The following is a 23,230-nucleotide window of genomic DNA, read 5'->3' as shown; positions in this document are numbered from 1 at the left end:
ATAGTTAGTTATTCTCGTAATTAAGGATGCTCTCACATTCTTTGTCTAATTAAGGGAAATGAAATTCAGTGGTATTCAGTTGTTTTAATGGAGGTGGAGATGGCGAAACTGGAGGTGAGTTGCTATAGCATTGAATGCGCGCTAACCGCAGAGCAGGCAGGGGCGGACCGGGTTGAACTCTGTTCCGGCCTGCGGGATGGCGGGGTCACGCCGGCCTATGGAATATTGCGAAGCGCACGCGAAAAAATAGACATTCCCGTGCATCCCATGGTGCGTCCGCGCGGCGGTGACTTCTGCTATAGCGAAACGGAGTTCGCCGCGATGAAATACGATATTGAACAAATAAGGGCGATGGGCTTTCCGGGCGTGGTATTGGGTATGCTCGATGCCGAAGGACATATTGATTTACCGCGGATGAGAGAGATTATGGCGCTGTCTCAGGGGCTGGAGGTCACCTTTCATCGCGCATTCGATATGTGCCTGAACCCGCATGTCGCGCTGCAACAACTGACCGACCTGGGCGTTTCCCGTATCCTGACTTCCGGTCAACAACAGACGGCAGAAAGCGGATTGGCATTATTACGTGAACTAACCCGCGCCAGTCGTGGTCCAATCATTATGGCCGGTTCCGGCGTGCGGTTAACCAACCTGCATAAATTTCAGCAAAGCGGCATTCAGGAACTGCAAAGCTCCGCCGGACAGTGGTCGCCGTCAGTGATGCGCTATTGCAAAATAGGCGTTTCCATGTGTTTTGACAGCGATATTGATGAGTTCAGCCACTATTGCGTTGATGGCGATGTGGTCGCCGCGATGAAGCGGGCGTTGAGTTCAGACCATAGGATATCGTCGGTTTCATAACTATTTTCAGGTTGAGCGTGCGTCAACCTGCCAGAGCACCTTGCCGCGCAGCATTCCATCAGGTTTGCTTGCGAGTACCAAGCCCCGGCGTGTTGCCGGGGCTTTTTTTATTTACCTGAATTGAGACATGGCGGCAAAAAATAGCAATGTGGATGCGACGATGATAAACATCATTAGGGTTTTACGCAGCAGCGGCATAGCCCCGATTCGGCTTGATGTCAGGATTCTCTCGATAAGCGATAGCGCAGGGATCATTATCAGGATGAACAAAAAGACGAACAGGGCAACGAAAGGCGGATAAGTCATACATCTGCTATCTCTTGTCTGGCGGCGGATCTATCACATGAACCAGAAACTGCGTTGTCTCGGTGGTCAGCGAGACGAACTCAGGCTTCTGTTTCCTCGCCGATAATGCCTCAAAAAACGCGCTAACATGTGATGTGCTAAGTGAGCACATTATCCGCCGTTGATGTTTTTTGCTATGGGCTACCATGGTTACTCCAAAAGAGTCGCCCGAAGGCGACTCAGGTGGTTTCAACACTTAGGAGATGCTTGTTGGCCACTACCAATAACCAACATTAGAATTTTAACGATAATGATAACCATTATCAAGTAAAAATCTGAAATATGCTTGTGAACGATACGGTCGGCGATATTGAGTGCGGTTCAGGGCAAGATAGCGACAAGTTTCATTCGTGCTGGCTTACGCCATTGCGCGTACTTCGACGTTACGCGCGTCGAGAAGAGAATGCCGCCGTCGGCTTTATCGACGATGGCGACGGACTGACAGAAAAGAGATGCTGCGCGCGAAACCTCCTGACGGATTGTAAAAATCCCGGCGCGTTGCCGTCCGGGCGTTTTCCACATTCAGGGTTTACGGGCGACCAATACGGCGCGTACCGGCGCGGGGTATCCTTCAATGGTTTTACTCTGGTCGTGCGGATCGAGAAAATCAGCCAGCGATTCGCTGAGCATCCAATCGGTTCTGCGCTGTTCCTCTGGCGTGGTGGTACAAATATCCACGACTTCGACGTCTGTAAACCCGCATTTTATCAGCCACTGCGTCAGCGCGGCAGGCGAGGGAATAAAGTAGACGTTGCGCATTTGCGCATAGCGTTCGCCCGGCACCAGCACCTGATTTTCATCCCCTTCGATGACCAGCGTTTCCAACACCAGTTCGCCGCCGGACGCCAACTGATTTTTCAATTGCCACAGATGGTCGAGCGGCGAGCGGCGATGATACAGCACGCCCATGGAAAATATGGTGTCGAATGCCGCCAGTTCCGGCAACTGCTCTATCCCGAGAGGCAACACGTGGGCGCGCTGATCGTCGCCTAACAGTTTACGTACGGCTTCGAACTGGCATAAGAACAGCTGCATGGGATCAATCCCGACGGCCAGTCGCGCCCCTTCGCCGACCATGCGCCACAGATGATAGCCGCTGCCGCAACCGACATCGAGAATCAGCCGATCCTGCAACGGGCTAATGTGAGGCAGCACGCGCTGCCATTTCCAGTCGGATCGCCATTCGGTATTAATGTTGACCCCATACAGCGAAAACGGGCCTTTTCGCCACGGCATCAGGTTGCGCAGCAGCATTTCTATGCCTTCCCGCTGGCCGGCGGAAATAGCGGGCGTCATGCCGGCGGTTACGCCGTCAACGAGATCCAGATGGGTGGGCGTCAGGGAGGGAAGGTGCTCCAGCGTGTTGAACCACAGCTTGAATTTACCGTGCAGAGATTCCTGCTGCCAGCGACTCAACTGTGAAGGCAGCGTATTAAGCCAGTGGCTAAGCGGACCTTTGGCGATTTGCTGATAAAAGTTGCCGAAATCGATCACCGCTGTTCCCCTGTTTTGATCGCTAATAATGAACCAAAATTAAAGCACTGAAACCAGAGTTCGCCATGCTCGAAGCCCGCCTGTTTCAAGCGGTTTTTATGCGTATCGACGGAATCCGTCAGCATCACGTTTTCCAACATGCTGCGTTTCTGGCTTATTTCCAATTCGCTGTAGCCGTTCGCGCGCTTGAAGTCGTGGTGCATATTGAATAACAGCTCGCCCACCTCGGCATCGGCAAAACTGAATTTTTCCGACAGCACCAGCGCGCCGCCCGGTTTTAACCCCTGATAAATCCGGTCGATCAAGAGCTGGCGGTTGTCCGGCTGTAGAAACTGGAGCGTGAAGTTCAGCACCACCATGGAGGCGTTCTCGATTTCGACATTGAGAATATCGGCCTCCAGAATCTCGACCGGCGTATCGGAGCGGAAAGCGTCAATATGACTGCGGCAGCGTTTGACCATCGCCGGGGAGTTATCCACCGCGATAATTTTGCAGCCCGGCACATGAATATTGCGACGCATCGACAGCGTGGCCGCCCCTAACGAGCAACCCAGATCGTAGATCCGGCTATCAGGCTGCACAAAACGTTCCGCCAGCATGCCGATCATCGAAATGATGTTGGAATAGCCGGGAACCGATCGCTGAATCATATCGGGAAAGACTTCAGCGACGCGTTCGTCGAATGTCCAATCACCTAGATTGGCGATGGGAGCGGAAAAGAGCATGTCGCGGTTTGGCATGGCAAAAATAATGGTTGAGATAAATAAATGAGGGGAAGCATTCTAGCAGAATAGCGTAAGAAAGCATGTATACCCGTCATCTTTCAGGTTGCAGGCGGAGATTCGCTGGCAGGCGGAGCAGCGCGGAGCCGGTTTATTGTTTGGCCGCGCCGTTTGCCGGACGACCGCTTGAGTCGGGGGAAATAAAATGATTAATACAACGTAAATACCATTTCCCATGGCAGGTAATAAAGATTAATCAGCGACATCAGCAGTAGAGAAACGTAGGTTGCCGCCATACCTGAACGTCTCCAGCGGAATTCACGTTGACGCAAACCGTAGTAATGAAATAGGCGTCCGACAATCAGCAAAATGCCGCATAGGTGGATCATTGCCACAATCGCGCCGTTCATTTCCATCAGGATCAACAAAATTGCGCCGATGGGAATATATTCCACCGCATTGCCATGTACCCGAATGGCCGTTTGCAGCTCATAAAATCCGCCATCCCCATAGGCCACGCGGTACTGCATTCTAAGCTTAACAACGTCGATAGATAACTTAATCAGCAACAATGCGCCAAGCACTACGTAGAGTGCGCTTACCATTTTTAACTCCATGATCTAACCGAAAACGGCTTGCAGAATAATAGCTTTCCGCAGCAAAACTGTCGCCTGTAAAGCCAACTTTTTTTATTGGCGTTTTTTTATTAAAAAGAAATGCGATTACGGTTTTTTTTATAAATAAACAGACTAACGGATCATGAAACGCTTCATCGCCGGCGGTTAAAACAGCGACGCCTGCTGAGGCCAGTCCGGCTGCGACGGCAACGCGGGAATGATACCGGCCAGCAACGGCCACAGTTGTTGCGCCAGCGCCGGCGCATCGCCGATATCCGGCGTATGAATAAACAGAAAAGGCTGAGCATTCGTCCACTGCGACAGCTTGCTTAACCACGGTTGAAACCAATGCAGATTTTCCTGAAGGTTTTCACTGCCGATAAAGCGAATGATGGGCTGAGTCGCGGTTAATACGGCATGAACCGGCACGCGCGGTTTTTTGCGCTGCGCCTCACGCATTGCCGGGCTGTCCGGCGCGGCATGATGGACGGGCCGACTGTCCATGATAACGCGGTTAATCCCGCGCTGCTGCAAGCCCTGATTCAAGGCGCGTTCACTGTCGCCTTTAGCAAAAAACTGCGGATGGCGAACTTCCACGCCGTAACTAAATCCGCGCGGCAATGCATCAAGGAATCGCCATAGCGTCGAAAGCTGAGCCGGACCGAAGGCCGCCGGCAGTTGCAGCCAAAGTTGCCCAATCCGCGTCGCCAGCGGTTCCAGACACTGGAAAAAGCTGATGATATCCTGCTCGCAATGGCGTAAGGCCGCCTGATGACTGATGGCGGACGGAAATTTGAAACAGAAGCGAAAGTCATCGCTGGTCATGTCTCGCCAGCGCGTCACCAGCTCGCGATTGGGCAAGGCGTAAAATGTGGTATTCCCTTCCACGCAGTTAAAGTAGCGGGAATAGTCAGCCAGATCGTGCAATCCTAAACGACTCCAGGCAGGATGTTGCCACTGAGGTAATCCGATATACATTATTGGGTTCCGGTAACAAATTACCCCTATATTAGCGATCATTTCATTAACCGATAATGGTAATTATCAAAAAGAGTGCGCGGACAATCCGCAGAGCGTTACCTACATACTTATCGTCCGGGTGAATTTCCTTTATAATGGCCGCCTTTTTTCACCGGACAGTAATCCAGAAAAACCATGCCGCCCAGCAAACAGACCACGGCTTTTTCCACGGCCAGAGGCAGATGCAAAAGGGTGAGTTGCGCGGCTGAGTAAAAGGACATAGTGATGCGTACTGAATATTGCGGACAGTTGAATTTGTCCCATGTGGGCCAGGAAGTGACATTGTGCGGTTGGGTTAACCGCCGCCGCGATCTGGGTGGTTTGATTTTTATCGACATGCGTGACCGTGAAGGTCTGGTCCAGGTGTTTTTTGATCCGGATCGGCAGGATGTGCTGAAACAGGCTGCCGAACTGCGCAACGAATTCTGCATCCAGCTTAAAGGCGTAGTACGCGCCCGTCCGGATAATCAAGTCAATAAGGATATGGCGACCGGTGAAGTCGAAATCCTCGCCACCGCGCTGACCATCATCAATCGCGCCGAGCCGCTGCCGTTGGATTCGAACCAGACCAACACGGAAGAAGCGCGTCTTAAGTACCGTTATCTGGACCTGCGTCGCCCGGAGATGGCGCAGCGTCTGAAAAGCCGTGCGCGTATTACCAGCTTTGTCCGGCGGTTTATGGACGAGCACGGCTTCCTGGATATTGAAACGCCGATGCTGACCAAAGCGACGCCGGAAGGGGCGCGTGACTATCTGGTGCCTAGCCGGGTGCATAAAGGTAAATTTTACGCGTTGCCGCAGTCGCCGCAACTGTTCAAACAGCTGCTGATGATGTCCGGCTTCGACCGTTACTATCAAATCGTCAAATGTTTCCGCGATGAAGATTTGCGCGCCGATCGTCAACCGGAATTTACCCAGATCGATGTGGAAACCTCGTTCATGACCGCGCCGCAGGTGCGTGAAGTGATGGAAAAACTGGTGCGCGAGCTGTGGCTGGAAATCAAAGGCGTGGATCTGGGCGACTTCCCGATTATGACCTTCGCCGAAGCCATGCGCCGTTTTGGTTCAGATAAACCGGATTTGCGTAACCCGCTGGAACTGGTAGATGTGGACGATCTGGTTAAAGACATTGAATTCAAGGTGTTCGCCGGTCCGGCAAATGACGCCAAAGGCCGTGTCGCGGCGATCCGCGTGCCGGGCGGCGCGCAGCTGAGCCGTAAGCAGATTGATGAATACGGCAAATTTATCGAAATTTACGGCGCGAAAGGGTTGGCGTATATCAAAGTCAATGAGCGCGCCAACGGCCTTGCCGGCGTGCAAAGTCCGGTCGCGAAATTCCTCGATGAAGCGATATTGTCCGCGCTGTTGGAACGCACCGGCGCCGCCGATGGCGATATCCTGTTCTTCGGCGCGGACAATGCCAAAGTGGTCACGGATGCGCTGGGCGCGCTGCGTTTGAAACTGGGACGCGACTTGAACCTGAACGAAGAAGATAGCTGGCGGCCGCTGTGGGTTATCGACTTCCCGATGTTTGAAGACGATGGCGAGGGTGGTCTGGCCGCCATGCACCATCCGTTTACCGCGCCGCGCGATATGACGCCCGGCGAGCTGGCGGCGAACCCGGTATCGGCGATCGCCAACGCCTACGACATGGTATTGAACGGTTATGAAGTGGGCGGCGGTTCGGTCCGTATTCATAACGGCGATATGCAGCAAACGGTATTCGGTATCCTGGGCATCAATGAACATGAACAGCGCGAGAAATTCGGCTTCCTGCTGGACGCGCTGAAATTCGGCACGCCGCCGCACGCCGGACTGGCTTTCGGGCTGGATCGTCTGGTGATGCTGCTGACCGGCACCGATAATATTCGTGATGTGATTGCGTTCCCGAAAACCACGGCCGCCGCCTGTCTGATGACGGAAGCGCCAAGTTTCGCCAATCCGAGCGCGCTGGATGAACTTTCCATCGCCGTGGTGGGAAAAGGCAAGGCCGCACAGGACAGTAAATTCGAGAATCAATGATATGACATACAAGCGACCCGTCTCGGTTCTGGTGGTGATTTATGCCCGCGATACCGGACGGGTGCTGATGCTGCAACGGCGTGACGACCCCGACTTCTGGCAATCCGTTACCGGTAGTCTGGAGGAGGGGGAAAGTACGACATGCGCCGCACAGCGTGAAGTTAAAGAAGAGGTTAATATTGATATATGCGCCGAGGCATTATCGCTCTTTGACTGTCAGCGCTGTATTGAGTTTGAGCTTTTTGCTCATTTAAGACGTCGCTATGCGCCGGGGATAACGCGCAATACGGAACATTGGTTCTGTCTGGCGTTACCTAGGGAACGCGAGGTGGAGATTAGCGAACACCTCGCTTACCAGTGGCTGGATGCGCCGAGCGCGGCGCAGCTTACCAAGTCGTGGAGTAACCGGCAGGCGATTGAGGAATTTGTTATTTATCCGGCCTGAACAGGCTTTTTTCGGAGATTTTTATGGCAGGTCATAGTAAGTGGGCCAACACAAAGCATCGTAAAGCAGCGCAGGACGCGAAGCGCGGTAAAATTTTCACTAAAATTATCCGCGAATTGGTTACCGCCGCCAGACTGGGCGGCGGCGATCCGGGGGCAAACCCGCGCCTGCGTGCCGCCATCGATAAAGCACTGTCCAACAATATGACGCGCGATACCCTGAACCGCGCCATCGCCCGCGGCGTGGGCGGTGACGACGACGCCAACATGGAAACCATCATCTATGAAGGGTACGGTCCCGGCGGCACGGCAGTGATGGTTGAATGTCTGAGCGACAACCGCAACCGCACCGTTTCCGAGGTGCGTCACGCGTTCACCAAAAGCGGCGGCAACCTGGGTACCGATGGTTCCGTCGCCTACCTGTTCAGCAAGAAGGGCGTGATCTCTTACGCGCCGGGTCTGGATGAGGATACGGTGATGGATGCCGCGCTGGAAGCCGGCGCGGACGACGTCGTAACCTATGACGACGGCGCTATCGATGTCTTCACGCCGTGGGAAACCTTCGGCGAAGTCAAGGATGCGCTGGATGCGGCGGGTCTGGTGGCGGAAGCGGCGGAAGTGTCCATGGTGCCTTCAACCAAGGCGGATATGGATGCGGAAACCGCGCCGAAACTGATGCGCCTGATCGATATGCTGGAAGATTGTGATGATGTTCAGGAGGTTTACCACAACGGTGAGATCTCCGATGAGGTGGCCGCATTACTGTAATCAGGGCGGCACGGTGATGGAAAGGTTGCGCCTTTCCGTCTGGCGAACCGGCGGAGCGTGGCGATGACAATCATTCTCGGCATCGACCCCGGTTCGCGCGTGACGGGTTACGGCATCGTCCGCCAGCAGGGACGTCATATCGCCTACCTCGGCAGCGGCTGTATTCGCACGGTGGTCGACGATTTGCCTACGCGTCTCAAGCTGATTTATGCGGGCGTGAGCGAGATCATCACCCAGTTTCATCCGGATTGTTTCGCCATTGAGCAGGTCTTTATGGCCAAGAACCCTGACTCGGCGCTTAAGCTGGGGCAGGCGCGCGGCGCGGCGATTGTCGCGGCGGTGAATCAGGATCTGCCGGTGTTCGAATATGCGGCGCGTCTGGTAAAACAGACGGTGGTCGGCACCGGGGCGGCGGATAAAAAGCAGGTGCAGCATATGGTGCGGTCTCTGCTTAAATTATCCGCCAGTCCGCAGGCGGATGCGGCGGATGCGCTGGCGATCGCCATTACCCATTGCCATTCCAGCCAGAGCCTTATCCGGCTGGGCGTTGAGAAACGGCATCCGGCGCAAGGACGGTTGCGCTGAAGCTCAGGCTGGATATTCATCCAGCCTTTTTTATGTTATAAGCTATACATTATTCTAAGTTGATAAACGTAAAAGGAAGAGAACGTGATAGGTCGTCTCAGAGGCATTATCCTGGAAAAACAACCGCCGCAGGTGCTGATAGAAGCTAACGGCGTTGGCTATGAAGTCCACATGCCGATGACTTGCTTTTACGAACTCCCCGATCTTGCTCAGGAAGCCGTTATCTTCACCCATTTTGTGGTGCGGGAAGACGCCCAACTGCTGTTCGGCTTTAATGATAAGCAGGAAAGGGCGCTATTCCGAGAACTGATTAAAGTCAATGGCGTCGGACCCAAACTGGCGCTGGCGATCCTTTCCGGCATGTCCGCCGCGCAGTTCGTCAGTGCGGTGGAGCGGGAAGAGATCGGCGCGTTGATCAAGCTGCCCGGCGTGGGTAAGAAAACGGCCGAACGGCTGGTGGTGGAAATGAAAGATCGCTTTAAAGGCTTGAGCGGCGATCTGTTTAATTCGGCAAGCGACGTTCCGCTAACGCCGTCGTCGTCCGTCGATAGCGATGTCGGCGATCCAGAGGCCGAGGCCGCGTCGGCGCTGATTGCTCTGGGCTATAAGCCGCAGGAGGCCAGTCGGCTTATCGCCAAGGTCGCTCGTTCAGATTCAGACTGCGAAACCCTGATCAGGGACGCGCTGCGCGCTGCGCTGTGAGGTATTCATGATTGAAGCAGATCGCCTGATTTCCGCAGAGGCCATCCCCGAAGAGGAATTTATCGACCGCGCCATTCGCCCGAAACTGCTGGCGGAGTATGTCGGTCAACCCCAGGTGCGCGAGCAGATGGAGATCTTCATTCAGGCCGCGCGTAAACGCGGCGATGCGCTGGATCATCTGTTGATTTTTGGTCCGCCGGGATTAGGGAAAACCACGCTGGCGAATATTGTCGCCAATGAAATGGGCGTGAATTTACGCACCACTTCCGGGCCTATACTGGAAAAAGCCGGCGATTTGGCGGCGCTGCTGACCAACCTGGAACCTCACGATGTCCTGTTCATCGATGAGATCCACCGTTTATCGCCCGTCGTGGAAGAGGTGCTGTATCCGGCGATGGAAGATTATCAACTGGATATCATGATTGGCGAAGGGCCGGCCGCCCGTTCGATTAAACTGGATTTGCCGCCGTTCACGCTGATTGGCGCCACCACCCGCGCCGGCTCGCTGACGTCGCCGCTGCGCGATCGTTTCGGCATCGTTCAGCGGCTTGAATTTTATCGCGTCGAGGATCTGCAACATATCGTCAGCCGCAGCGCGCAGTGTCTGGGGCTGGATCTCACTCACGACGGCGCGCTGGAAGTCGCTCGGCGTTCGCGCGGTACGCCGCGTATCGCCAACCGACTGCTGCGACGTGTGCGCGATTTCTCCGAGGTGAAGTCCGAAGGGGCAATCACCGCCGAGGTGGCTATGTTGGCGTTGGATATGCTGGCCGTAGACACCGAAGGTTTTGATTACATGGACAGGAAACTGTTGCTGGCGATTATTGATAAGTTCACGGGCGGCCCGGTGGGGCTGGACAACCTGGCGGCGGCCATCGGCGAAGAGCGGGAAACCATTGAAGATGTGATTGAACCGTTTCTGATTCAGCAGGGGTTTATTCAACGCACCCCGCGCGGGAGAATGGCGACGCAGCATGCCTATCGCCATTTCGGCCTGACGCGGGAGGAGTAGCCTGCATTACGCAGGCTGTTTCTTGATGAGACTGATGATAAACAGCAGAGAAGCGCACAGCACGACGGACGGGCCGGCCGGCGTGTTGTAACCGGCGGAAAACGCCAGACCGCCGGTAATGGCAACCATGCCAATCCCTATCGCGAAGCCGGCCATCTGCTCCGGCGTGCGGGCAAAACGGCGGGCGCTGGCGGCGGGAATGATCAGCAGCGAAGTGATGATTAGCGCACCGACGAACTTCATGGCGATGCCAATGGTCAAGGCGGTCACCAGCATCAGGATAAGCTTGGCGCGCGGCAGGTTGACGCCGTCGACATGCGCCAGCTCAGGGCTGATGGTCATGGATAACAGCGCCCGCCATTGCCAGCTCAGCACCGCAATCACCACGGCGACGCCGCCGCCGATGATCCACAGATCGTCGGCGGTGACGGAGAGTAAATCCCCGAACAGATATGCCATCAGATCCACCCGGACGTTATTCATCAAGCTCACGACGACTAACCCGAGCGACAGCGCGCTGTGCGCCATAATCCCCAGCAGGGTATCTATCGCCAGATAGGGCCGCCGTTCCAGCCATACCAGTCCGAGCGCAAGCGCTAACGTAACGACGATGACGGCATAAAACAGATTAATATCCAGCAGTAAACCAAAGGCCACACCCAGTAGCGAGGCGTGAGCCAGCGTATCGCCGAAGTAGGACATACGTCGCCAGACGACAAACGAACCCAGCGGACCCGCCACAATGGCTAAAAAGATCCCCGCCAGCCAACCGGGAAACAAAAGCTCAATCATGCGTCGTTTCCACCCTGTCTTTTCAGAATGACACGGCCGTTTAAATCGTGACGATGATTATGATGATGCCGGTAGACCGCTAACTGTTCGGCGCCGCGATGGCCGAACATCGCTAAAAATTCGGGATGCAGCGAGACGACTTCAGGGGTGCCTGAACAGCAGACATGCTGGTTGAGACACAGCACCTCATCCGTTTTCGCCATCACCAGATGAAGATCGTGGGAAACCATCAGGACGCCGCAGTTAAACTCCTGACGAAGCTGGTTGATGAGGTCATACAGCGCGAGCTGACCGTTGACGTCCACGCCTTGCGTCGGTTCATCCAATACCAGCAACTGCGGCTGATTCAATAACGCCCGCGCCAGAAGAACGCGCTGATTCTCGCCGCCGGACAGCTTCTGCATCGGCTGCTCCAGCAGGTGCGCAGCCTGAACGCGTTTCAGCGCCGGCAGAATATCCTGTTGCTTAACGCCGGGGCGCAAACGCATAAAACGGCTGACGGTTAAAGGCAGGGTCGCATCCAGATGCAGCTTTTGCGGGACGTAACCAATCCGTAATCCGGGCGTTTTTTGCAATGTGCCGGAAGTGGGGGGCAACAGGCCAAGTACGATGCGCACCAGCGTTGATTTGCCCGCGCCATTCGGCCCAAGCAGCGTAAGAATACGTCCTGCCTGTAGAGACAGCGAGATATCCGACAGCACTTTTCGGCTACCGAATGACGCTGAAATATTATCGAGTGACACCAATGTGGACATAGAATTCGATTTGCAGAGCTTCTGTAATGTTATAATATAACAAACTACACATTAAAAGCGATGAGACAACATGCGATGCAAAAGCATATTCAACAAAAAAAATGGTTAAAAAGTGTGTTTGTTGCCAGCGCACTGATGGCTTCCGGTGCGTCGATTAACACCGCTTCCGCTGACGTAGTCACGTCTATTCGTCCGTTGGGTTTTATCGCTTCAGCGATAACGGCGGGGATTACGCCGACAGAGGTTCTGTTGCCCAACGGGGCTTCGCCCCACGATTATGCCTTGCGTCCGTCGGATGTCCAGCGTTTACAGTCCGCCGAGCTGGTCGTCTGGGTGGGGCCGGAAATGGAAGCCTTTTTAGGCAAGCCATTGTCGCAGATTGCGCCGGCAAAACAAATCACGTTAGCGGAATTACCGGCAATTAAAGCGGCGTTGGTAAAAGAAGCTAAACATCATCACGATCATGACGATAACGATCATGGCGAGCAGGAGGATGATGCGCATCATGACGAACATCATCATGAGCAGCATGCGGATGATCATGACCATACAGCGCCTGAAGAGGAGGGCGATGGGCATCATCACGGTGAATACAATATGCACATTTGGCTGTCTCCCGAGATGGCAAAACAGGCTGCGATTGCGATTCATGCAAAATTATTGGAACTTATGCCTCAAAATAAGGACAAACTAGACGCGAATCTGCTTTATTTTACAGATAAAATCGCGCAGACAGACAAAAAAATTGCTAACATGCTAGCGCCTGTGCGGGGTAAGGGTTATTTCGTGTTTCATGATGCCTATGGCTACTTTGAGCATCGCTATGGTTTAAGTCCACTAGGCTACTTTACGATTAACCCGGCCATCCAACCTGGAGCACAGCGCTTACATCAAATTCGAACACAGTTGGTTGAGCATAAAGCCGTATGTGTTTTTGCTGAGCCACAATTCAGGCCAGCCGTTATTCATGCTGTCGCCAAAGGAACTGACGTGCGCTCGGGCGTGCTGGATCCATTGGGAAGCGATATCGCACTGGGTAAAGACAGTTATGTGAACTTCTTGTCGCATCTGTCGCGCCAGTATCTGAGCTGCCTGGAGGAAAAATCATGAGGATACGAATAAGTGCAGCAGATAGTCCGAACTATCGCTCTGGCGTATAACAGCCTACCAAGACCCCACCGCGTAATGCTGGGGTCGCTTACCGTTATTACATTGGCCGTTGCTGTTTGGCGGCCTTTTGTTTATCCCCCCGTTAACGATGCCCCGGTGATTGTGAAAGATGTCGCGCTGGAAGCCAACCAATTGCGCACGCTGACGCCGGAAGCCAGCGAACCCATCGACCAACCTACGCCTGACGACGATATTCCCCAGGATGAACTGGATGACAAGACCGACGAAGAAGGCGCGGTGCATGAGTATGTGGTTTCAACCGGCGATACGCTAAGCAGCATTCTAACCCAGTACGGCATCGATATTGCGGACGTTACCCGGCTCGCCGAGGGAAATCCGGCGCTGCGTAATCTTAAAATCGGTCAGCAGATATCCTGGGTGCTCGGCGATAACGGCGATTTACAGAGTCTGACCTGGCAAATGTCCCGCCGTGAAACCCGGGTTTATGAACGTATCGGGGCGGATTTCAAAGAGCGGATCGAAACCCTGAAAGGGGAATGGCGCAACAGCGTACTTACCGGACGATTAAACGGCAGTTTCGTCAACAGCGCCAAAAACGCCGGTTTGACGCACAGTGAAATCAGCGCGGTGATCAAGGCGCTGCAATGGCAACTGGATTTTCGCAAGCTGCGTAAAGACGACACCTTCGCGGTATTGATGTCGCGCGAGATACTGGATGGCCGCAGCGAGCAGAGTGAATTGCTGGGTGTGCGCCTGAATACCGGCGGAAAGGATTACTTTGCTATCCGGGCTGAAGACGGCAAATTCTACGATCGGGAAGGTTCTGGTTTAACACGCGGGTTTATGCGCTTCCCCACCATCAAGCAGTTCCGCATTTCTTCGAATTTTAATCCACGGCGTATTAACCCCGTCACCGGCCGCGTGGCGCCGCATAAAGGCGTCGATTTCGCCATGCCGGTCGGTTCGCCTGTGCTGGCCGTCGGCGATGGGGAAGTGCTTATCGCCAAGCGCAGCGGCGCGGCGGGCAACTATGTCGCGATACGACATGGTAGACAGTACACCACGCGTTATATGCACTTGAATCGCATACTGGTGAAGCCGGGGCAAAAAGTTAAACGCGGCGATCGCATTGGGTTGTCCGGCAATACCGGGCGCTCCACCGGCCCGCACCTGCACTATGAGTTTTGGATAAACCAGCAGGCGGTTAATCCATTGACGGCGCAGTTGCCGCGTTCCGAAGGTCTGAGCGGCAAGGAACGTCGTGATTACCTGGCGCAGGTGAAAGAAGTTGTGCCGCAGCTTCAGTTTGATTAGTGTCTGATGGCGCATTTTCAGCCGGCAGCTTGCTGCCGGCGTTTTCATTTATATCCCTTTCATTTTTTCACGTTGCGGGTGTGTTAATCTCAATAGCGGTTTTTTTTCGGGCCTTGCTCGCAGGCGGGCAAGCCAGCCCGCTATAAATTTATTGGTATCGGTTCTTGATGTTTTTGTTGTCGGTTTATTTGAAGAGTTGATGATGGAAAAAGAGAAAAAAACGAGCGCTGAGTTTATTCCTCAGTTCCAGCGAGCCTTTTATTACCCGCGATATTGGGGAACCTGGCTGGGCATCGGGGCGATAGCCGTTGCCGCGTATATCCCCGCTCGTTTGAGAAACCCGGTTCTGGGCGGATTAGGGCGTCTGGTCGGCCGGTTTGCCAAGGGCGCCCGTCGGCGCGCGCGGATTAACCTGCTGTATTGCATGCCGGAGTTAACCGAGACGCAGCGTGAAGCCATTATCGATAACATGTTCGCCACGGCGCCGCAGGCGATGGTGATGATGGTGGATGTGGGCATCCGAGACCCGAAAAAGGTTGAGAAGCACGTCCGCTGGCATGGCGAAGCGATCCTGAATAAATTAAAAGAGCGGGATCGGAATGTGATCTTTCTGGTGCCGCATGGCTGGGCCGTCGATATTCCCGCTATGCTGATGACCTCGCGCGGGCAGCGCATGGCTGCGATGTTCCACAACCAGAAAAATGAACTGGTGGATTTCTGGTGGAATACGCTACGCCGCCGTTTCGGCGGGCGTATACACGCGCGCAATGACGGCATTAAACCCTTTATCAGCTCGGTACGCCAGGGGTGCTGGGGATATTATCTTCCCGATCAGGACCATGGGGCGGAGCATAGCGAATTCGTCGATTTTTTCGCCACCTATAAAGCGACGTTGCCGGCCATCGGCCGCCTGATGAAGGTCTGTCGCGCCGATATTGTTCCGCTGTTTCCGGTGTATAACGCGAAGGACTGCTGTCTTGACGTGTTCATCCGCCCGCCGATGGATGATTTGACCGATGCTGACGACAAATACATCGCGCGCCGTATGAATGAGGAAGTTGAAGTCCTGGTCAGACCGAATCCGGAGCAATACACCTGGATCCTGAAGCTATTGAAAACCCGTAAGCCAGGCGAAATTGAGCCCTATTGCCGGGACGATCTTTACCGCAACTGACTTTGTTAACGCCGCTTGCGGCGGCCCGCCATAAAAAAGCCGGACGCGTTGCTTATCGTCCGGCCTCAGACTGTTGATAAAGCCTATAATACGACATTGTCATCCTCCGCTACGCCCAGTCATTCCCGCGTTAGTAGGCGGGAATCGCCTGCTGAAACCGTAAATCGCCATTGGCTGATTCCCGCCGGTGCGGGAATGACGGGTTTGGAAAGGTTTGTCATCAACCCCAAGCCGGACGCGTTGTTTATCGTCCGGCCTCAGACTGTTGATAAAGCCTATAATACGACATTGTCATCCTCCGCTACGCCCAGTCATTCCCGCGTTAGTAGGCGGGAATCTCCTGCTGAAACCGTAAATCGCCATTGGCTGATTCCCGCCGGCGCGGGAATGACGGGTTTGGAAAGGTTTGTCATCAACCCCAAGCCGGACGCGTTGCTTATCGTCCGGCCTCAGACTGTTGATAAAGCCTATAATACGGCATTGTCATCCTCCGCTACGGCCAGTCATTCCCGCGTTAGTAGGCGGGAATCGCCTGCTGAAACCGTAAATCGCCATTGGCTGATTCCCGCCGGCGCGGGAATGACGAGTTTGGAAAGGTTTGTCATCAACCTCAAGCCGGACGCGTTGTTTATCGTCCGGCCTCAGACTGTTGATAAAGCCTATAATACGGCATTGTCATCCTCCGCTACGCCCAGTCATTCCCGCGTTAGTAGGCGGGAATCGCCTGCTGAAACCGTAAATCGCCATTGGCTGATTCCCGCCGTCGCGGGAATGACGGGTTTGGAAAGATTTGTCATCAACCTCAAGCCGGACGCGTTGCTTATCGTCCGGCTTTTTCCATGTCGCAGCAAACCGCGGCAGTAAGTACGGACCGCCGGTTATTCCACCCGCAGGATACGCGTGGTGTTGGTGGTTCCCACGGTTCCCATCACATCGCCCTGAGTCACGATAACCAGATCGCCCGACATCAGAAATCCTTTATCACGCAGCCGGATGACCGCGTCATTAGCGGCGGCGACGCCATCGGTATAGCTGTCAAAATGTACCGGCGTGACGCCACGATAAAGCGCCGTCAGATTCAGCGTGTGCTCATGACGCGACATGGCGAAAATAGGCAAGCCGGAACTGATGCGGGACATCATCAGCGCGGTGCGTCCTGATTCCGTCATGGCGATCAGCGCCGTTACCCCTTTCAGGTGGTTGGCGGCATACATCGACGACATCGCAATTGATTCTTCAATGTTATCGAACTGCACGTCAAGACGGTGTTTGGACACGTTGATGCTTGGAATTTTCTCCGCGCCAAGACACACTTTCGCCATCGCCGCCACTGTTTCGGCCGGATACTGCCCGGCGGCGGTTTCTGCGGACAGCATCACGGCATCGGTGCCGTCCAGTACGGCGTTGGCCACGTCCATCACCTCTGCGCGCGTCGGCATCGGATTCGTGATCATGGATTCCATCATCTGCGTTGCCGTGATCACCGCCCGGTTGAGCTTACGGGCGCGCCGGATCAGTTTTTTCTGGATCCCAACCAGCTCGGGATCGCCAATTTCAACGCCCAAATCACCGCGGGCAACCATGACGACGTCGGACGCGAGAATGATGTCGTCCATGGCTTCATCGGAAGCGACCGCTTCGGCGCGTTCCACTTTGGATACGATTTTTGCGTGACAGCCCGCATCGCGCGCCAGACGGCGGGCGTAATTCAGATCTTCGCCGGTGCGAGGGAAGGATACCGCCAGATAATCCACGCCGATTTTTGCGGCGGTAATAATGTCTGCTTTATCTTTTTCCGTCAGCGCTTGCGCAGAAAGACCACCGCCGAGTTTGTTGATCCCTTTGTTGTTGGACAACGGGCCGCCAACCGTGACTTCGGTGTAAACCTTCATGCCTTCAACTTGCAGGACTTTTAACTGTACGCGGCCGTCATCCAGCAACAGAATATCGCCGGCGACAACGTCGGCAGGGAGGCCTTTGTAATCAATGCCGACTTTTTCTTTATCGCCTTCGCCCTTGGGCAGATTCGCATCCAGCAGAAACTTATCGCCGATATTCAGAAAAATTTTACCTTCCTTGAAGGTAGAAACTCGAATTTTTGGACCCTGTAAATCCCCAAGAATAGCAACATGGCGGCCTAATTTGGCGGCAATTTCACGAACTTTATTGGCGCGTAGTTGATGATCTTCTGCTGTGCCATGAGAAAAATTCAGGCGTACTACGTTCGCGCCGGCGGCAATAATCTTTTCCAGATTATTATCGCGATCGGTAGCTGGTCCCAGGGTAGTGACGATTTTGGTTCTTCTGAGCCGTCTGGACATGTATAACTCCGTTGACTTGTGAAGCAGTAGTGTTTCGATTAATGTCAGGTAACGGTGCGAAATGTAACTTTACAACAAAACTATTTCATCTGAGTTACCCGAATTCCGTATTGAACCTGGTGTCTTGTTATGTTGCTATGGCAAATAGTCGTGACCGTTTAAACATGAACCACGATTAACAAACTAATTGAAGGTGTTAATAAAGGGTTCTTCTTTATCAAAACGCGATTCTCGCAATGCTTCCTTGACTCGCTTCAAGTTATCTCTGAATTTTGCGCCGCGACGCAATGTGAAACCGGTAGCCAGTACGTCAATCAGCGTGAGTTGGGCTATACGGGATACCATCGGCATATAAACATCCGTATCTTCCGGCACGTCGACGCGCAGTACCAACGAGGACTCGCGAGCGAGGGGCGTACCTTCGGATGTGATCGCGATCACTGTCGCATCATTCTCACGCGCCAGACGAGCCATTTCAACCAGGCTTTTCGTTCTGCCGGTGTGAGAGATAAGCACGACGACGTCCCCTTCGGCGGAATTCATGCAACTCATGCGTTGCATGACGATGTCGTCGAAATAAACCACGGGGATATTGAAGCGAAAAAACTTGTTCATGGCATCATGGGCTACGGCCGCTGATGCGCCAAAGCCGAAGAACGAAATTTTTTTCGCTTGCGTCAGCAAATCCACAGCCCGGTTAACGGCGGCAATATCGAGGCGGGATTTCACATGCTCCAGCCCCGCCATCGTGGATTCAAAGATTTTGCTGGTATAAGCGTCGACGCTATCATCTTCTTCTACGTTACGATTCACATAAGGCGTGCCGTTCGCCAGGCTTTGCGCCAGATGCAGTTTAAAATCTGGGAAACCTTTGGTTTCCAGACGTCGACAGAAGCGGTTTACGGTGGGTTCGCTGACCGCGGCCATTTTAGCCAGGGTCGCTATACTTGAATGAATTGCCGTTTGCGGCGCGCTCAGAATAACTTCGGCAACTTTTCTTTCCGACTTGCTCAGCAGTTCCAGGTGACTTTGAATTTTGTCCAGCATATTCATATGAAAAGGGCCATGTAAGTTTTTCCCGATTACAACCAAAGGCGCACCCGATATGGATTTCGTGAAAATATACTACGACCTGGTGGCGGTTGGCAGCGGGAAAAATGTGATGTTGCGCGCTTTTTTTGCCAGAACATGACATGTGTCTAACTTTCAGAAAAGTAATCCGCTGTCAGAAACGATGAGGATTTTCGCTTTCAGGTCCATGCATCATGCGCCTTAGTGCTTGTAACAAGCCAGCTTTTTCGTTTATTTCCGTATGAGATCAAGAGAATTTTACGTTTTCCTATGGGTTTACTGGCTGGCGTCAAAAAGAGTACATTACGTCTGTAATAAAATTACAGAATCCCGCAACGAGGAGATAAACATGGCGGTAACTTCAACAGCCCAGGCATGCGACCTGGTTATTTTCGGTGCGAAGGGCGATTTGGCGCGCCGTAAATTGCTGCCTTCACTGTATCAGTTGGAAAAAGCAGGTCATATTCATCCGGACACGCGGATCATCGGCGTAGGACGAGCTGATTGGGATAAAGCGGAATATACCCGTGTAATCCGTGAGGCGCTGGATACTTTTATGAAAGAGCCGATTGATGAAACGTTGTGGGACACGTTAAGCAACCGGTTGGAATTCTGCAAGCTTGATGTCGACGATACGCAAAGTTTTGGCAAGTTGGGCAACTTGCTCGACCAGGAACGTCGTACCACGATCAACTATTTCGCCATGCCGCCCAGCACCTTTGGCGCGATTTGCCGTGGGCTGGGTACCGCTGGGCTAAACAAAGCGCCGTCTCGCGTGGTGATGGAAAAACCGCTGGGAACGGATCTGGCTTCTTCTCGCGTCATTAACGATCAGGTCGCCGAATTTTTCGATGAGAGTCAGGTTTACCGTATCGACCACTATCTGGGTAAAGAGACGGTGCTGAACCTGCTGGCGCTGCGTTTCGCCAACTCATTGTTTTCCGCCAACTGGGATAACCGCACGATAGATCACGTGCAAATCACGGTTGCGGAAGAAGTCGGGATTGAAGGCCGCTGGGGCTATTTTGATAAAGCGGGCCAGATGCGCGATATGATCCAGAATCACCTGTTGCAGATTCTGACCATGATTGCCATGTCGCCGCCTTCCGATCTGACCACCGACCGTATTCGTGATGAAAAAGTGAAAGTGTTGCGTTCATTACGCCGCATCGATCGCAGCAACGTGCATGAAACAACGGTTCGGGGTCAGTATACGTCCGGCTTTGTTCAGGGACACAAAGTTCCCGGCTACCTGGAAGAAGAGGGCGCCAATAAGACCAGCGATACCGAGACGTTCGTCGCCATTCGGGTTGATATCGACGACTGGCGCTGGTCGGGCGTACCTTTTTATCTGCGTACCGGCAAGCGCCTGCCGACGAAATGCTCGGAAGTCGTGGTCTATTTTAAAAATCCTGCCTTGAATCTATTCAGCGATTCCTATCAGCAACTACCGCAGAATAAGCTGATTATTCGTTTACAGCCGGATGAAGGGATCGAAATCCAGATCCTGAATAAAATCCCCGGGCTGGAGCATAAACACCGTCTGCAAACGGTGAAGCTGGATTTGAGCTTCTCGGAGACATTCAACCAACAACACTTGGCAGATGCCTATGAACGTCTGTTGCTGGAAACCATGCGCGGAATTCAGGCTCTGTTTGTTCGTCGCGATGAGGTCGAGGAAGCCTGGAAGTGGGTGGATTCGATTATGGATGCCTGGTCCATGGACAACGATGCGCCGAAACCTTATCAGGCTGGTACCTGGGGGCCGGTGGCCTCGGTTGCGATGATTACCCGCGACGGCCGTTCCTGGAACGAATTTGAGTAGTCTTTGAGTGATTGACGCAAGCGATCGCTCATTTCAGTAATTGCAGTTAAATGTATGGCTAACGGTGCGGTCGGACGTCTGCAACTGATGCAGATCCCTGTGGCAGGGGCGCGCTATATGATTAATGATCGCCGAATGGCATGACTGGAGATAATTTTTGATGAAAAACTGGCAAACGAGCGCGGAACAAATTCTGACGGCGGGCCCCGTCGTTCCTGTTATTGTGGTCAACAAACTGGAACATGCGGTGCCGATGGCAAAAGCCCTGGTCGCAGGCGGCGTTCGCGTTCTGGAGCTGACGCTGCGCACCGATTGCGCGGTAGAGGCTATTCGCGCCATCGCCAAGGAAGTGCCGGAAGCGATTGTCGGCGCGGGTACGGTAACCAATCCTCAGCAACTGGCCGAGGTGACCGAAGCGGGCGCGCAGTTCGCTATCAGTCCGGGATTGACCGAGCCTTTGCTGAAAGCGGCGACGGCCGGCAGCATCCCGTTAATTCCGGGGATCAGCACCGTATCCGAGCTGATGCTGGGTATGGATTATGGTTTGCGCGAGTTTAAGTTCTTCCCGGCGGAAGCCAACGGTGGCGTGAAAGCATTGCAGGCGATTGCCGGTCCGTTCGCACAGATTCGTTTCTGCCCGACTGGCGGCATTTCACCGAAAAATTACCGTGATTACCTGGCGCTGAAAAGCGTTCTGTGCGTCGGGGGTTCCTGGCTGGTGCCGAACGATGCGCTGGAAAGCGGCGATTATGCGCGCATTACTGAGCTGGCGCGTGAAGCGGTAGCCGGCGCGCAAGCATAAGGCAGTCCTTCCTCGTTTGATGCAAGCCACCCATGTCCTATGGGGGGCTTTTGACCCTCTCAGTAAAACTTAACCACTGACCTTCACGGCGGACGCGGCTTTTTTCGCTAACGCCACGGCTTCGTCTGCGGTCGGCGCGCTGGCCAGCGCAACGCCCATACGGCGTTTACCGCTGATTTCGGGCTTGCCGAACAGACGGATCTGCGTATAGGGATGCAGCGCGTTCTCTAACCCCTGATAGCGAACATTCCGGCTTTCCAGTTCGGGCAGGATCACCGCAGAGGCGGCGGCGCCGTACTGACGAATGGCGCCGATCGGCAGCCCGAGGAATGCGCGCACATGCAGCGCGAATTCTGACAGATCCTGAGAGATCATCGTCACCATGCCGGTATCATGCGGGCGCGGGGAAACTTCGCTGAAAATCACTTCGTCGCCGCAGACGAACAATTCAACGCCGAATAACCCGTAGCCGCCGAGCGCCTTAACCACGTCGCCCGCTATTTTCCGCGCCCGCGTCTGCGCCAATTCGCTCATTTGCTGCGGTTGCCATGACTCGCGGTAATCGCCATCTTCCTGGCGGTGGCCGATCGGGGCGCAGAAGTGGATGCCATCCACCGCCTGGATGGTCAGCAGGGTGATTTCAAAATCGAAATTAACCAGACCTTCAACGATAACCCGTCCACCGCCGGCACGCCCGCCTTGCTGAGCATATTGCCAGGCTTTATCCAACTGCCGGGCTTCCCGGATCAGACTTTGCCCTTTGCCGGATGAACTCATCACCGGTTTCACGATGCAGGGATAACCGATTTCCGCCACGGCCTGGCGAAAGTTCGCTTCGCTATCGGCAAAGCGGTAGCGGGAGGTGGGAACGCCCAGAGTTTCGGCGGCCAGGCGGCGAATACCTTCGCGATTCATTGTCAGCAGGGTCGCCTGCGCGCAGGGTACGACGCGGTGTCCTTGCTGTTCAAGCTTTACCAACATATCGGTGGCCAGCGCCTCAATTTCAGGCACGATATAGTCAGGGCGTTCAGCTTCAACCAATGCCTTCAGCGCTTCACCGTCCAGCATGTTAATGACATGGCTTCGATGCGCGACCTGCATGGCCGGCGCATCGGCATAGCGATCGACCGCGATAACCTCCAGACCTAACCGCTGGCACTCGATCGCCACTTCTTTGCCTAACTCGCCGGAGCCCAGCAGCATCACGCGCGTGGCATCAGTACGCAGGGCGGTTCCAATCGTTAACATAGTGCTATACCTGATCTGATTGTGAAAAATGGGCGCAGTATAAACGAAAACGTTTGCGTACGCATCCGAGGCGACGGCGACGCATCACGCCGTCGCAGATACGCAACGGCAATCATTCCTCTCGGCTTGGCATCGCCGGGTAATCGTGCCACTCTTGATTTCAGAAGGTTTTATCCCTGAACCACCGGCGTTACTTAACAGCAGAAGG

Annotated in this window: 23 protein-coding genes; 13 read left to right on the top strand and 10 right to left on the bottom strand. The window is 54.1% G+C overall.

The features are described from left to right. Positions 1-99: 99 nt before the first annotated feature. The gene (cutC, locus tag ABRZ26_RS02740; RefSeq protein ID WP_319602707.1) at positions 100-858 is read left to right on the top strand and encodes a copper homeostasis protein CutC; all 759 of its coding nucleotides are present in this window, start codon (positions 100-102) and stop codon (positions 856-858) included. Positions 859-1,725: 867 nt separating this feature from the next. Here cutC and cmoB read toward each other — a convergent pair. The 5 genes from cmoB to ABRZ26_RS02715 all read right to left on the bottom strand — a co-directional run bounded on the left by cmoB (position 1,726) and on the right by ABRZ26_RS02715 (position 5,277). Further along, on the bottom strand, positions 1,726-2,697 hold the full coding sequence (gene cmoB / locus ABRZ26_RS02735) for a tRNA 5-methoxyuridine(34)/uridine 5-oxyacetic acid(34) synthase CmoB (protein WP_319602706.1): 972 nt from the start codon (positions 2,695-2,697) through the stop codon (positions 1,726-1,728). Next, the gene (cmoA, locus tag ABRZ26_RS02730; RefSeq protein ID WP_319602705.1) at positions 2,694-3,437 is read right to left on the bottom strand and encodes a carboxy-S-adenosyl-L-methionine synthase CmoA; all 744 of its coding nucleotides are present in this window, start codon (positions 3,435-3,437) and stop codon (positions 2,694-2,696) included. Before cmoA ends, cmoB begins: the two co-directional genes overlap by 4 nt. 191 nt (positions 3,438-3,628) lie before the next feature. Next, positions 3,629-4,024, bottom strand: a complete 396-nt coding sequence (locus ABRZ26_RS02725; RefSeq protein WP_319602704.1) for an MAPEG family protein — start codon at positions 4,022-4,024, stop codon at positions 3,629-3,631. A 177-nt stretch (positions 4,025-4,201) separates the two neighbouring features. Beyond that, positions 4,202-5,014 carry a DUF72 domain-containing protein gene (locus ABRZ26_RS02720; protein ID WP_319602703.1) on the bottom strand — a complete coding sequence of 271 codons (813 nt, stop codon included), beginning with the start codon at positions 5,012-5,014 and terminating at the stop codon, positions 4,202-4,204. A 110-nt stretch (positions 5,015-5,124) separates the two neighbouring features. Beyond that, positions 5,125-5,277 (bottom strand): hypothetical protein, encoded by a 153-nt coding sequence (locus tag ABRZ26_RS02715; protein WP_319602702.1) that lies wholly within the window; start codon positions 5,275-5,277, stop codon positions 5,125-5,127. A 4-nt stretch (positions 5,278-5,281) separates the two neighbouring features. Here ABRZ26_RS02715 and aspS point away from each other — a divergent pair, with 4 nt between their 5' ends. The 6 genes from aspS to ruvB all read left to right on the top strand — a co-directional run bounded on the left by aspS (position 5,282) and on the right by ruvB (position 10,589). Next, entirely contained in the window at positions 5,282-7,078 is a 1,797-nt protein-coding gene (gene aspS / locus ABRZ26_RS02710; RefSeq protein WP_319602701.1) for an aspartate--tRNA ligase, read from the top strand. Next, positions 7,071-7,523, top strand: a complete 453-nt coding sequence (nudB, locus tag ABRZ26_RS02705; protein WP_319602932.1) for a dihydroneopterin triphosphate diphosphatase — start codon at positions 7,071-7,073, stop codon at positions 7,521-7,523. Before aspS ends, nudB begins: the two co-directional genes overlap by 8 nt. 23 nt (positions 7,524-7,546) lie before the next feature. Further along, complete coding sequence (locus tag ABRZ26_RS02700; protein ID WP_319602700.1) at positions 7,547-8,290, top strand: YebC/PmpR family DNA-binding transcriptional regulator; 744 nt, start codon at positions 7,547-7,549, stop codon at positions 8,288-8,290. Between the two features lie 63 nt (positions 8,291-8,353). Continuing rightward, positions 8,354-8,875, top strand: coding sequence for a crossover junction endodeoxyribonuclease RuvC (ruvC, locus tag ABRZ26_RS02695; protein WP_319602699.1), 522 nt, complete (start codon positions 8,354-8,356; stop codon positions 8,873-8,875). An 84-nt stretch (positions 8,876-8,959) separates the two neighbouring features. Then, the gene (gene ruvA, locus ABRZ26_RS02690; RefSeq protein ID WP_319602698.1) at positions 8,960-9,577 is read left to right on the top strand and encodes a Holliday junction branch migration protein RuvA; all 618 of its coding nucleotides are present in this window, start codon (positions 8,960-8,962) and stop codon (positions 9,575-9,577) included. 7 nt (positions 9,578-9,584) lie between these two features. Further along, complete coding sequence (ruvB, locus tag ABRZ26_RS02685; RefSeq protein ID WP_319602697.1) at positions 9,585-10,589, top strand: Holliday junction branch migration DNA helicase RuvB; 1,005 nt, start codon at positions 9,585-9,587, stop codon at positions 10,587-10,589. A 6-nt stretch (positions 10,590-10,595) separates the two neighbouring features. Here the strand turns inward: ruvB and znuB are convergent, their stop codons facing one another. Both znuB and znuC read right to left on the bottom strand, forming a co-directional pair. After that, positions 10,596-11,381 carry a zinc ABC transporter permease subunit ZnuB gene (gene znuB, locus ABRZ26_RS02680; protein ID WP_319602696.1) on the bottom strand — a complete coding sequence of 262 codons (786 nt, stop codon included), beginning with the start codon at positions 11,379-11,381 and terminating at the stop codon, positions 10,596-10,598. Next, complete coding sequence (gene znuC / locus ABRZ26_RS02675; RefSeq protein ID WP_319602695.1) at positions 11,378-12,136, bottom strand: zinc ABC transporter ATP-binding protein ZnuC; 759 nt, start codon at positions 12,134-12,136, stop codon at positions 11,378-11,380. The genes znuB and znuC overlap by 4 nt, the downstream gene beginning before the upstream one ends. A gap of 75 nt (positions 12,137-12,211) precedes the next feature. Here znuC and znuA point away from each other — a divergent pair, with 75 nt between their 5' ends. The 4 genes from znuA (at position 12,212) to ABRZ26_RS02655 (ending at position 16,619) form a co-directional block, all read left to right on the top strand. Then, positions 12,212-13,246, top strand: coding sequence for a zinc ABC transporter substrate-binding protein ZnuA (gene znuA, locus ABRZ26_RS02670; RefSeq protein WP_319602694.1), 1,035 nt, complete (start codon positions 12,212-12,214; stop codon positions 13,244-13,246). Between the two features lie 12 nt (positions 13,247-13,258). Continuing rightward, positions 13,259-14,581, top strand: a complete 1,323-nt coding sequence (gene mepM / locus ABRZ26_RS02665; RefSeq protein WP_319602693.1) for a murein DD-endopeptidase MepM — start codon at positions 13,259-13,261, stop codon at positions 14,579-14,581. Between the two features lie 202 nt (positions 14,582-14,783). Continuing rightward, on the top strand, positions 14,784-15,755 hold the full coding sequence (gene lpxM / locus ABRZ26_RS02660) for a lauroyl-Kdo(2)-lipid IV(A) myristoyltransferase (protein ID WP_319602931.1): 972 nt from the start codon (positions 14,784-14,786) through the stop codon (positions 15,753-15,755). Positions 15,756-15,950: 195 nt separating this feature from the next. Then, positions 15,951-16,619, top strand: coding sequence for a hypothetical protein (locus ABRZ26_RS02655; protein WP_319602692.1), 669 nt, complete (start codon positions 15,951-15,953; stop codon positions 16,617-16,619). Positions 16,620-16,633: 14 nt separating this feature from the next. Here ABRZ26_RS02655 and pyk read toward each other — a convergent pair whose 3' ends face one another. Both pyk and ABRZ26_RS02645 read right to left on the bottom strand, forming a co-directional pair. Then, entirely contained in the window at positions 16,634-18,076 is a 1,443-nt protein-coding gene (pyk, locus tag ABRZ26_RS02650; RefSeq protein WP_319602691.1) for a pyruvate kinase, read from the bottom strand. Between the two features lie 183 nt (positions 18,077-18,259). Next, entirely contained in the window at positions 18,260-19,129 is an 870-nt protein-coding gene (locus ABRZ26_RS02645; RefSeq protein ID WP_319602690.1) for a MurR/RpiR family transcriptional regulator, read from the bottom strand. A gap of 367 nt (positions 19,130-19,496) precedes the next feature. On the opposite strand from ABRZ26_RS02645, the gene zwf reads away from it, so the two are divergent. Both zwf and ABRZ26_RS02635 read left to right on the top strand, forming a co-directional pair. Then, positions 19,497-20,972, top strand: coding sequence for a glucose-6-phosphate dehydrogenase (gene zwf, locus ABRZ26_RS02640; protein ID WP_319602689.1), 1,476 nt, complete (start codon positions 19,497-19,499; stop codon positions 20,970-20,972). A 160-nt stretch (positions 20,973-21,132) separates the two neighbouring features. Then, positions 21,133-21,774: a bifunctional 4-hydroxy-2-oxoglutarate aldolase/2-dehydro-3-deoxy-phosphogluconate aldolase gene (locus tag ABRZ26_RS02635; RefSeq protein WP_319602688.1), complete on the top strand. Its 642-nt coding sequence runs from the start codon at positions 21,133-21,135 to the stop codon at positions 21,772-21,774. A gap of 69 nt (positions 21,775-21,843) precedes the next feature. Here ABRZ26_RS02635 and purT read toward each other — a convergent pair whose 3' ends face one another. Next, complete coding sequence (gene purT / locus ABRZ26_RS02630; protein WP_319602687.1) at positions 21,844-23,022, bottom strand: formate-dependent phosphoribosylglycinamide formyltransferase; 1,179 nt, start codon at positions 23,020-23,022, stop codon at positions 21,844-21,846. Positions 23,023-23,230: the final 208 nt, after the last annotated feature.

Source organism: Brenneria sp. L4-2C (assembly GCF_040240335.1).
Lineage (GTDB): Bacteria > Pseudomonadota > Gammaproteobacteria > Enterobacterales > Enterobacteriaceae > Brenneria.
This window is presented reverse-complemented; position numbering and strand designations above follow the sequence as displayed.